This is a genomic window from Pseudoalteromonas sp. SR45-5 (genome assembly GCF_014163565.1).
Classification (GTDB): domain Bacteria; phylum Pseudomonadota; class Gammaproteobacteria; order Enterobacterales; family Alteromonadaceae; genus Pseudoalteromonas; species Pseudoalteromonas distincta.
The window spans coordinates 1-1,223 of the sequence record NZ_JACJDN010000894.1; the positions used below are offsets into that span (position 1 = coordinate 1).

Annotated in this window: 1 protein-coding gene; it reads right to left on the reverse strand. The window is 38.4% G+C overall.

The window, feature by feature from the left end; all coding sequences use genetic code 11:
* Positions 1 to 486 precede the first annotated feature (486 nt).
* Positions 487 to 1,223: hypothetical protein (locus tag H5072_RS19905; RefSeq protein WP_182694575.1), on the reverse strand; the 737-nt coding region annotated here is incomplete at its 5' end.

The window sequence follows — 1,223 nt, forward strand, 5'->3', positions numbered from 1 at the left end:
CTTGCCATACTTGTGGTGCTAAAAATAAAGCAAAAAAGCAATGTTATGCTCACTAAAGTATGGTTAAGCAAAGTGTTTCTCATCCCTATGGGGCCTAATTATTATTTGTTATTAGGCGTAGTATATTGTTAATTCGTTCCTTTAATCTGTAAAAAAATGTAGTAAGTGTTAGGTCTGTTGAACTTTCAAGGTTAAATTTGCAGCAGTCTGTTTGGTATATAGGCAAGGCAGAGCCTATGCAGTGTGGCTATTCCCCATAAATGGGCGATAAAGTAGCATTAATGCCAAACAGGCGCTGCCCAAAGGGTTCTTCCTAGGGGCTATTTACGCTTTGTTGCTCGGTTTTTACTTATTCTTACATGGATGTAAGTCATTAGAATAACGCAGGAGCAGTTATCGAGCCCACTAGGTTACAAACCGAGCGCCGCGATTAAATAGCCCCTAGTTTGAACAAATTTTAATCCGTAAAGATCAACAGACCCTAATTTACTGAACTTTAATTTTATCGATTAATATACTGCTTAAGTAAAACTGCATCATAGGCGTTAATGCGCTTACTTCTGTTCTGTTACATGGACCACTAAGCTTGGCAAGGCTAGATAACTTTGACAACGTTTTGTACTGAGGAATTTGAATGTCTTTTCCAAGTCTTTCCATGCGGGCTTCATCAGTATTTTGCTGATGGACAAAAGCGACAACCTCAAGCTCATTAGTTATTTTTTGCTCTTCGGTGAAACTATAAACTAGTGGCTCACGATGAAAACTTGCACTATCAATAGAAGATTTAGCAAACCAAACAACATCACCTGATGCTTTGTGTGTGAGGCGCATACTTACTTGTGCAAATATTGCAGCGCATTCCTGAGTTGGGTATTGCTGAGCAATATCTGAATATAATGTAAAAGGGTTCTCAGGTTGCTTTATTGCGTACTTAACATCGTCAGTGAAAGTTAAATCAAGTTGCTGAATAGTTAGTGTGTAGTCGCTGTTATTTTTAGTGGTTACTTTTAGCTGTTTATCGTTAAGTGCTTGGCTAATTTGCGATAAAAGTTTATCGGTTACACTTGCCTTATCGGTAATAATTTTTACTGTTTGGTTTCTAACTACCTTATGTGCAGGAAGTTGAACGGATTTAACTTTTGGGGATGAGTGTTCTGTGGTGTACTCAAGCTGGTAGGTCTGACTTTTTAATGTTGGCTTTAATGGCATAGCCAGTGGCTCGG